The sequence below is a fragment of the Ruegeria sp. CDSA193 genome, from assembly GCF_059611885.1.
The window spans coordinates 387,335-396,079 of record NZ_JBXWPN010000006.1 but is presented as its reverse complement, the minus strand read 5'-3'; the positions used below and the strand labels follow the sequence as shown (position 1 = coordinate 396,079).

At 56.7% G+C, this 8,745-nt stretch carries 9 protein-coding genes; 7 read left to right on the top strand and 2 right to left on the bottom strand.

Annotation, left to right across the window (positions count from 1 at the left end; genetic code table 11):
* The first annotated feature begins 175 nt into the window (after nt 1-175).
* The 3 genes from AC2FLG_RS14395 to rpsD all read left to right on the top strand — a co-directional run bounded on the left by AC2FLG_RS14395 (nt 176) and on the right by rpsD (nt 2,803).
* Nucleotides 176-1,183, top strand: a complete 1,008-nt coding sequence (locus tag AC2FLG_RS14395; protein ID WP_496706727.1) for a helix-turn-helix domain-containing protein — start codon at nt 176-178, stop codon at nt 1,181-1,183.
* Between the two features lie 282 nt (nt 1,184-1,465).
* On the top strand, nt 1,466-1,969 hold the full coding sequence (locus tag AC2FLG_RS14390) for a hypothetical protein (protein WP_496706725.1): 504 nt from the start codon (nt 1,466-1,468) through the stop codon (nt 1,967-1,969).
* 213 nt (nt 1,970-2,182) lie between these two features.
* Nucleotides 2,183-2,803, top strand: coding sequence for a 30S ribosomal protein S4 (gene rpsD, locus AC2FLG_RS14385; RefSeq protein ID WP_058279997.1), 621 nt, complete (start codon nt 2,183-2,185; stop codon nt 2,801-2,803).
* 129 nt (nt 2,804-2,932) lie between these two features.
* Here rpsD and AC2FLG_RS14380 read toward each other — a convergent pair whose 3' ends face one another.
* On the bottom strand, nt 2,933-3,394 hold the full coding sequence (locus tag AC2FLG_RS14380) for an Lrp/AsnC family transcriptional regulator (protein WP_142636466.1): 462 nt from the start codon (nt 3,392-3,394) through the stop codon (nt 2,933-2,935).
* Nucleotides 3,395-3,497: 103 nt separating this feature from the next.
* Here AC2FLG_RS14380 and AC2FLG_RS14375 point away from each other — a divergent pair, with 103 nt between their 5' ends.
* The 4 genes from AC2FLG_RS14375 (at nt 3,498) to AC2FLG_RS14360 (ending at nt 7,697) form a co-directional block, all read left to right on the top strand.
* Entirely contained in the window at nt 3,498-4,913 is a 1,416-nt protein-coding gene (locus AC2FLG_RS14375; protein WP_496706723.1) for an aminotransferase class V-fold PLP-dependent enzyme, read from the top strand.
* A gap of 65 nt (nt 4,914-4,978) precedes the next feature.
* A complete protein-coding gene (hisC, locus tag AC2FLG_RS14370; protein WP_142636470.1) occupies nt 4,979-6,064 on the top strand; it encodes a histidinol-phosphate transaminase in 1,086 nt (361 codons plus the stop codon).
* Nucleotides 6,061-6,981, top strand: a complete 921-nt coding sequence (locus AC2FLG_RS14365) for a prephenate/arogenate dehydrogenase family protein (protein WP_496701473.1) — start codon at nt 6,061-6,063, stop codon at nt 6,979-6,981. Before hisC ends, AC2FLG_RS14365 begins: the two co-directional genes overlap by 4 nt.
* Complete coding sequence (locus AC2FLG_RS14360; protein ID WP_496706720.1) at nt 6,978-7,697, top strand: extensin-like domain-containing protein; 720 nt, start codon at nt 6,978-6,980, stop codon at nt 7,695-7,697. Before AC2FLG_RS14365 ends, AC2FLG_RS14360 begins: the two co-directional genes overlap by 4 nt.
* On the opposite strand, the gene AC2FLG_RS14355 is transcribed toward AC2FLG_RS14360, so the two are convergent.
* On the bottom strand, nt 7,694-8,695 hold the full coding sequence (locus AC2FLG_RS14355; protein ID WP_496706718.1) for a DUF2125 domain-containing protein: 1,002 nt from the start codon (nt 8,693-8,695) through the stop codon (nt 7,694-7,696). The two genes, AC2FLG_RS14360 and AC2FLG_RS14355, sit on opposite strands and share 4 nt — an antisense overlap.
* Nucleotides 8,696-8,745 lie beyond the last annotated feature (50 nt).

The window sequence follows — 8,745 nt, the reverse complement described above, 5'->3', positions numbered from 1 at the left end:
TCGACAACGCATACGGAGACCGAAACCTCATCTGCACATGCCCACCAATGGACGCTTACGAAGAAGCCGCAGAGTAAACAGACGACAACCAGATCAGCCCACGCACTGTCCGCGGGCTGATCCATCCCGGGCCATATGCCTTTGCCTGTGGCCCAGGCTTTTCAGCGGGGGAGACATGAAGCATTGCATCTTCGAAAATGACCAAGCCTATCTGGCTGAGCCAACCTCTGCTGCGTTCGTGCGAACCCACAACATCGATGTGATCGTGCGCGATAGTAGTGCATTTGCCTCGGCCGAGATGATCAGGGAATTTTATCATGCCCTGAGCGACCTGACCGGCGACCATTCCTATGTCGTTAATCTGCGTTTGGCTGGTGCGGGGTCCGTAGGAGGACCGCAGTACTGGACCGGAAGAGCGGCTGTTTTCTGGGGCGATTTTTCGGATTGTTGGACGTTGTCCGACGCCGAAAGAACATGGGTCTCACAAGTTCTGAACCTTTCGCCACGGACCATTCTTGTCGGTGGTGCCGTGCTTGTGCTGGCCCAGATTAGATTGTCGGAAAAAACAGTCGCGGCCATTCACCCCAACTTCGATGCAGCAGCGCGTGAAGCAAGTTTGACCAACTGTGGTACAGGCACATATCTGGCGGCGCGCGGGCGCACGCATAGCGCGACGACACGTCTAAGTACGCTGCGTTTGTTGGCGGATTTTGTTTCGTTGGACCATGGTGAGAATATGGCAGATAACCTACGCGGGTTTATCGGCCTGTCCGAGCCCAAGCGGGACTGCGAAAGCCAGCTTGCCAATCGCTTGATCCATCGTGCGGGCGGGGATCACCTGGTTATGTCAGCGGTTGAGGCAATGCTGAACCATGTCGAAGAGCCACTCAGGATCACGGATCTTTCGAACATGGTCGGCACTTCAACCCGGCAGCTTCAGAGACGGTTTCTGAACAAGACGGGGGCAAAGCTCTTGGCCACATACCGAGAATTGCGTTTGGAACGTGCGCATAGCCTGCTGCGGTTTACGGATTTGCCACAAATCGAGATTGCCACCGCCACAGGGTTTTCGTCTACAACGTCACTGAAACGTGCTTTTCGAGACCAGTACAAGACGATGCCGGAAGATATCCGCAGCCTCCGCTTTTCCGGTGGAATGGCGGATCGGGGGCTGGTGAACTGACAGCTCGTGCAGTGTGCCGATTAGGGCGCACGCCTTTGAAATCTAAATCCGCTGTGGTTGGCGAATCGAAAAAAGCCTGATCAGACCGAATGCAGGGCAGACCGATATTCGGGCTCAGTATGATCCTTTAAGTCTTTGAAACGCGGATTTCTGCATCCGGATTCTGATTCTGTTCTGCAACATTCTCGTGATTGCTGCAATTCCGTCCCTTTTCTGCCGGAATCGTCACTGATAAACCCTTGGCCATCGGGCAGTGATTTGTTGAGGGGTACGGGCGGTAAAATGAATACCGGGGTAAACGGTCGTGTTGCCATTTCATGGTTGCAGACAGAGATTGATGGGCTAGAGGCGGCGCCTCTGGCATTTTTAAATGTAGGGTCGGCCTGGTCCTGGCGCGGTCAGGCATCGATGCTGGCAGGCAGCGCTGAAGTTGTCGGGCGTAAAAACGCATTTGCATCAGGTACAATCGGGCGCGTTATTCCTGCCACGACTTTTTCGGATAATGTCGTCGGAACGCTCGAGCTTATGAACGGGGCGCAACGGTTTTCAGCGTTACTGGTCGTTTCCGATGATGATGAAAGCCCGTCGCTGGTGTTTGAAAGCGGCTGTCCTTCACGCGATCAGGAATTCTGGATCAGCGCATATACTCAGATCAAGCATCAGAGTGGTGAAGTTGCAGAGCAGGACGGAACTGTCGTCGCGTTTCATCGCAAGGCCACTCAGTTCCAGTACACTGGTGTCGCGAACCTACGCGCAACTGTAAACGGTGCCACTTTAGCGGAGTAAATCCCGTTAGTGGTGCCGTCTTTGAATTGAATTTCAGAAAGTTTCGGTTCCGTCCGTTCGGCATGTTGACTCTGCCAGCGCTGCGGATATAAGCGCGGCTTCATTGGTGTTGGTGGCCCCCGCAAGGGGAGGCCTGTCATGAGGGAAACCTCAAGAGGACAACGCCCTTCATAGTGGCCTATCAGGGCCTCGACCTTAAGAAGGAGATCAGCCGTGACCAAACGCACGTCTGCCAAGTACAAAATCGACCGCCGGATGGGCGAAAACATCTGGGGTCGTCCGAAATCCCCGGTCAACCGTCGTGAATACGGCCCTGGTCAGCACGGTCAGCGCCGGAAAGGCAAACTGTCTGACTTCGGTCTGCAGCTGCGTGCCAAGCAGAAGCTGAAGGGCTACTATGGCGACCTGACCGAAAAGCAGTTCCGCCGCATCTATGCCGAAGCTGTTCGTGTCAACGGCGATACCGGTGAAAACCTGATTGGTCTGCTGGAACGCCGTCTGGACGCCGTTGTCTATCGCGCCAAATTCGTCGCGACCGTGTTCGCCGCGCGTCAGTTCGTGAACCACGGCCACGTCACAGTGAACGGCAAGCGGGTCAACATCCCCAGCTACCGTGTCAAAGAAGGCGACGTCATCGAAGTACGTGACAAGTCCAAGCAACTGGCCGTTGTTCTTGAAGCTGCTGCTCTGGCCGAGCGTGATGTTCCTGATTACATCGACGCCGACCACTCGAAAATGACCGCGACTTTCGTGCGCGCACCGGGTCTGGGCGATGTGCCTTACCCTGTCATGATGGAACCGAACCTGGTTGTCGAATTCTACGCGAAGAACTAATCTTCGCCGAAATCGAAATTCGAAAGGCCGCGCGGTTGCGCGGCCTTTTTCGTTTTAGGGGACTCTGCCCCCAATCACGACCAGCCGCGATGCCCCCCGAGCAATTTTTTTGGCCAAATAAAGAGCGGATCAGATTGGCAAGGGTCGTCCTTCTGCAATTGCCTCCATCGCGAAATATGAGGTTACGCTGTCCAGCTCGACTTTTTCGATGAGGCGTTGATAGACCTTGTCGTACGAAGCCATATCCTGCGTAACAACCTTGAGCTGATAGTCGTAGTCGCCGCCAATGCGGTGAAAGTCCACGACCTCTGGTATCGTCAGAACATGTCTGCGAAAGGCCTGTAACCACTCGGCCGAGTGGTGCCGCGTACGCAGCATGACGAAGACCACAAGGCTCAGCCCTAGTTTTTCGCGCGCGATTTGCGCCGTCGATCCGATGATGACGCCCTGATCATTCAGGGCCTTCAGCCGACGCCAGCAGGCGTTTTGCGACAGCCCGATGCGGTCGGCCAGTTCTCGTTGGGACAGCGTAGCGTCGGTTTGCAATTCACGCAGCAGGCGGTGGTCAATATGATCTAGATTTTTTGACATTCCAAATCATATGACACATGATTTATGAAAACCATCTAAAAATATGCATTATATACACAACACATATCAATCATATTTGTTGGGAAACTTCGGAGTCCATATAATGACACTTTCCCAATTTCGTTCTGACATTGAAGCTGCTGTTCGTAGCGACACGTTGCGCGATGGCTTAATCGGCGAGAATGTTATGATCCCGGGGCTGCGCGGGGACATACCTTTGGTTTACGCGGATTATGTTGCGTCGGGCCGCGCATTGAAGCAGGTCGAGGATTTTGTGGCCGCGCATGTGTTGCCGTTTTATGCCAACAGCCACACCGAGGCGTCTTATTGCGGGGCCTACATGACCCGACTGCGCCGCGAGGCCCGTGCGGAAATCTCCCGGATTGTTGGCGCCGGGGAAAATGATGCGGTGATTTTTACCGGATCGGGCGCTACAGCGGGTCTCAACCGGCTGGTCAATCTGTTGGGGATCGAGGCCGCAGCACGACCAGTGGTAATGATCGGCCCATATGAGCACCATTCGAACATCTTGCCGTGGCGGGAAAGCAAAGCGCTGGTGATTGAAATCCCCGAAGCATCCGAAGGGGGTGTCGATCTGTCGGCTTTAGAGCGTGCCTTGGTTGAAAACGCGGACTCGGATCTGATCATCGGGTCATTTTCGGCCGCTTCGAACGTGACGGGCATAATCACTGATCCCGACCCGGTTACGCGGCTGCTTAAGGCTAATGGTGCTGTAGCGGTTTGGGATTATGCGGGCGGTGGGCCTTATCTGCCAATGGAAATGGGCCCGGCGGATGCGCGCAAGGATGCGATCGTGGTCTCTCCTCATAAATTTGCCGGTGGACCCGGAGCGTCTGGTGTATTGATCGTCAATCAAAACGTTGTGCAGCGCACATGCCCCAGCTGGCCCGGTGGTGGCACTGTGAGTTTCGTGTCCCCTTGGGGGCATGACTACAGCGCCGATCTTGCAACGCGCGAAGAGGCGGGAACGCCGAATGTCTTAGGCGACATCCGTGCCGCGTTGGCTTTCATGGTCAAGGATGCGGTAGGCGCAGACGAAATCGCAAGGCGCGAGGCGCTTTATAACCAGATGGCATTGGAAGGGTGGGGAGATAACCCAGGTCTGACCTTGTTGGGCGCGGACAATCCACATCGGTTGCCGATTTTTTCCTTTCTTGTTCATAACAGTAAAGGTCAGCCGGTGCACCAGCAGTTATTCACCCGGATGCTGAGTGATGTTTATGGCATTCAAGCGCGGGGCGGGTGTGCTTGTGCCGGGCCCTATGCGCATCGGTTGCTGGGTATTGATCGTGCAGCCTCGGAGCAGTTGCATGCGGCGCTTGGTGCTGGTGAAGAGTTGAAAAAACCCGGTTGGGTGCGTCTGAACTTTTCATATCTGATGTCCCAAGAGACTGTCCGCTTCATCATCGACAGCGTCAATGACCTGTCCCGGCGGACCGAAGAGTTTACTCCCTTTTACAACGCCGACCCGGCGACAGCCCGCTTCAAGGCGGCATAAGGGAATTGCCGCTTTTCTCAACGCTTTGAGACGGGTATGAGGGGCTTCTAAATACGGAGCCTCTTATGACCCAGATCACCCCTCAACCCGGCATTATGGACATCGCGCTTTATCAGGGCGGCCAGTCGAAGGTGGCGGGGGTCGACCATGTGATCAAGTTGAGCTCGAACGAAAACCCCTTTGGCCCCAGCCCCAAAGCGATCGAGGCAGTACGTGACAGTGCGGCCACCCTGAACCGGTATCCCAGTACAGATCACGCCAGTCTGCGTATGGCTATTGGCGAACGCCACGGGCTGGACCCGGCGCGAATTATCTGCGGCGTGGGCAGTGACGAGGTGCTGCAATTCGTGGCACAGGCTTATGCCGGTCCGGGGGATGAGGTTATCTATACCGAACACGGATTTTCGATGTACCCGATCATCGCTCGGATGGCGGGGGCAACTCCGGTGATGGTGCCTGAAACCGATCGTCACGTGGATGTGGACAACATTCTTGCCGCTGTGACTGACCAGACCCGGATCGTGTTCGTGACCAATCCGGGCAATCCGACATCGACCATGATCCCCGAGGCTGATCTTATCCGACTGGCCGAAAGCTTGCCGCAGACCTGTCTGATGGTGATTGATGGCGCCTATGCCGAGTTTGTCGAAGGGTTCGACGGAGGCCGCGCTCTGGTGGATCGGTTCGAGAATGTGATCATGACGCGGACCTTTTCCAAGATCTATGGACTGGGCGGGATGCGGGTCGGTTGGGGCTATGCGGCGCAAGAGATCATTGATGTGCTGAACCGGGTACGCCAGCCCTTTAACCTGTCGCTGACTGCGTTGGCTGCTGCCGAAGCCGCCATAAAGGACGAAGAGTACCTGACCTTTTGCCACAGCGAAAATGCACGCTTGCGGGTTTGGCTTTCGGCCCAGTTGTCCAAAATCGGCGTATCTTCGGATGCGTCCAGCACCAATTTTATTCTCGCCCGCTTTAAGGATCAGGCCGAGGCCGAAGCGTGCGACGATTACCTCAAGACACAGGGTTTGATCGTGCGCCGCGTCGCGGGATATAACCTGCCAAATGCTCTTCGGATCACGGTTGGGGACGAGGAGGCTTGTCGCCGTGTCGTTGCGGCCATAACCGCTTTCAAAGGGGGCGCCGCATGAGCCAGGTATATGACCGCGTTGCGCTGATCGGGTTGGGCCTGATCGCATCGTCGATGTTCTGGGCGATTAAACGTGCTGGATTGGCCGCCGAAGTAACCGGCTATGCCCGGTCCGAGGCCACGCGCGACACAGCGCGCAAGATTGGCCTATGCGACCGGATCTGTGACACCGCGCAAGAGGCCGTTGAGGGGGCAGACCTTGTAGTTCTGTGCGTGCCTGTTGGCGCGATGGGCGCGGTAGCGCAGGAGATTGCGCCTGCCCTGAAGTCGGGCGCGACCGTTTCGGACGTGGGTTCGGTCAAGCGACACGTCATTCAGGATGTCTCACCTCACATCCCGCAGGATGTTCATTTCATTCCTGCGCATCCGCTGGCCGGGACCGAGCATTCCGGCCCTGAATCCGGATTTGCCGAGCTGTTCGATAATCGGTGGTGCCTATTGGTGCCGGTAGAGGACTCGGACCCGGAGGCCGTTGCGCGACTACGCTCATTGTGGACGGGTTTGGGTTCGAATGTTGATGAGATGGATGCCGATCACCATGATCTGGTTCTTGCAGTGACATCCCATGCGCCACACCTTATCGCCTATACGATGGTCGGCGTAGCGGATGATCTGCGCCGTGTGACCGATAGCGAGGTCATCAAATACTCGGCCGCGGGCTTTCGGGATTTCACCCGGATCGCGGCCTCGGACCCGACCATGTGGCGCGATGTGTTTCTGACCAACAAGGATGCGACGCTAGAGATATTGGGGCGTTTCACTGAAGAACTGTTTGCGCTGCAGCGGGCCATTCGTACAGGTGACGGCGATCAGCTGTTCGATTATTTCACGCGCACACGTGCGATCCGGCGCGGGATCATTGATGCCGGGCAGGATACGGACGCGCCGGATTTTGGTCGCGGGAATACCAACCCATGAGGCGCGGCTGGAGCGGTCTGTCGATTGGGTGGTTGGTACTTGGTGCCACAATGGGGAATGCAACGCCATCTGAACACCGGTTGACCCCCGATGACCAACCGGTTCTGGCCTTTGCCGCTCCGGTCGGGATGCAGCCAGAGTTGCAGCCGAATACGCTGGTACAGCAGGTGCTGTTCAAAAAGCGTAAGCTGCGCAAAACATCGGTCTGCGGGAATATCGAAATTCAGGGCAAGCCGGTGGGTAGTGTTCCCGGCAAGATCAAAGCCTGCGGGATCAAAGAAGCGGTACAGATCACCTCAGTTTCTGGTGTGGCGCTTAGCCGTCCGTCCACCATGGATTGCGGCACAGCAATTGCGCTGAACCAATGGGTCGAGAAAAGCGTGAAGCCCACCTTCAAAAGGCGCGGTCCCGTTGTCGAACTGCAGGTCGCGGCCCACTACGCATGCCGAACGCGCAACAACCGCAAGGGTGCGCGGATATCGGAACACGGTAAGGGCCGGGCCATAGACATATCAGGTTTCAAGATGGCGAATGGCGAGGTTGTGACCGTTCTGAACGGTTGGCGCAAGAACCCGTCAAAGAAGCAACTGACCAAGATCTGGCGCGCCGCCTGCGGGCCGTTCGGAACGGTATTGGGTCCGAATTCAGACCGCTATCACCGGGATCATTTCCATTTGGACACGGCCCGGTATCGCAGCGGCCCCTACTGCCGTTAACGCAGGATAAGGCGCGGCGCCGGACCAAGGGGCAGCGGGCCAAGCGCCACATAGCCCTGCTGAAAGTTCAACTGCAGATCCAGCGCATCGGGATTGCCCCCCAGACCGGCCATGAATTTCAACGCACGTGTCACCGGATCAACCGCCTGATCGGGCAGGGCCCCTGCGGCGTTTGCCATGGCGATCATCTCACGCCAGTTTTCGGCCTTGATCGAGATCTCGCCAGTTGGAATGCCCTGATCGTCCACGTCCAGCTCTCCGGCTGCAAATAGGCGTAAGGCACCCCATTTCATCTCGGCCAGACGCAGGTCGATCCGGGTGGGCTGAGGCCGGCTTTGCTCCAAGGCGGATCGGTCCCAGGGTTTGTCAAAAGTGGCGACCATATCCAATTCCAGCGCGTCGAATGTTTGGGGCAGGGTGGTGGCGGAATGCATCATCGCGCGCAGATCATCGCCGGGGGCAAAGCCGTCAATCCGCGCGTTGATCGCATAGGCTTGGGGGTTTTCGGTCTGCTCCATCACCAGACCAAGGGTGGTCCCGGCAGCCAGCAAATCAGCGCCATCGGCAATAGACCATGGTCCGGCAGTCAGAGACATTTTCTCTAGCACCAGCGCGACACCAGGTTGCAACTGCAGCTCGGCCTGCAGGTCAGCTGCAACGATGGTCGACGTTTGATCGAAATAGGACAGCAGCTGCGGCGTTTCCGCGAAACGCAGAACTTGCCGACCCGGCCAGATCGCGGGGCTTTGGAATTCGATCCAGTCGGCGCTCCAGGCGGTGCCGTTGACCGGGTCGGCCAGTGCGGGGCTGTTCAGTCGGGTGAGGTGGTTGAACGGATAGCCTGCTGTGGCTACGTCCGAAAAATCGGCCAGCCAGCCTCTTTCTTGTTGGTTGTCGAACCATGTTGTGATCGCGTTGCGCAATCCATATCCGGCGACGAACCAATAGGCGCTCCAGATCGCAGTGATGAAAATGACTACTCGTATTAGCCCGCGCATTGCTAATGGCCCTTTTTCCCGCCTTGAAATTGATGTTTATAGGCGCAAAC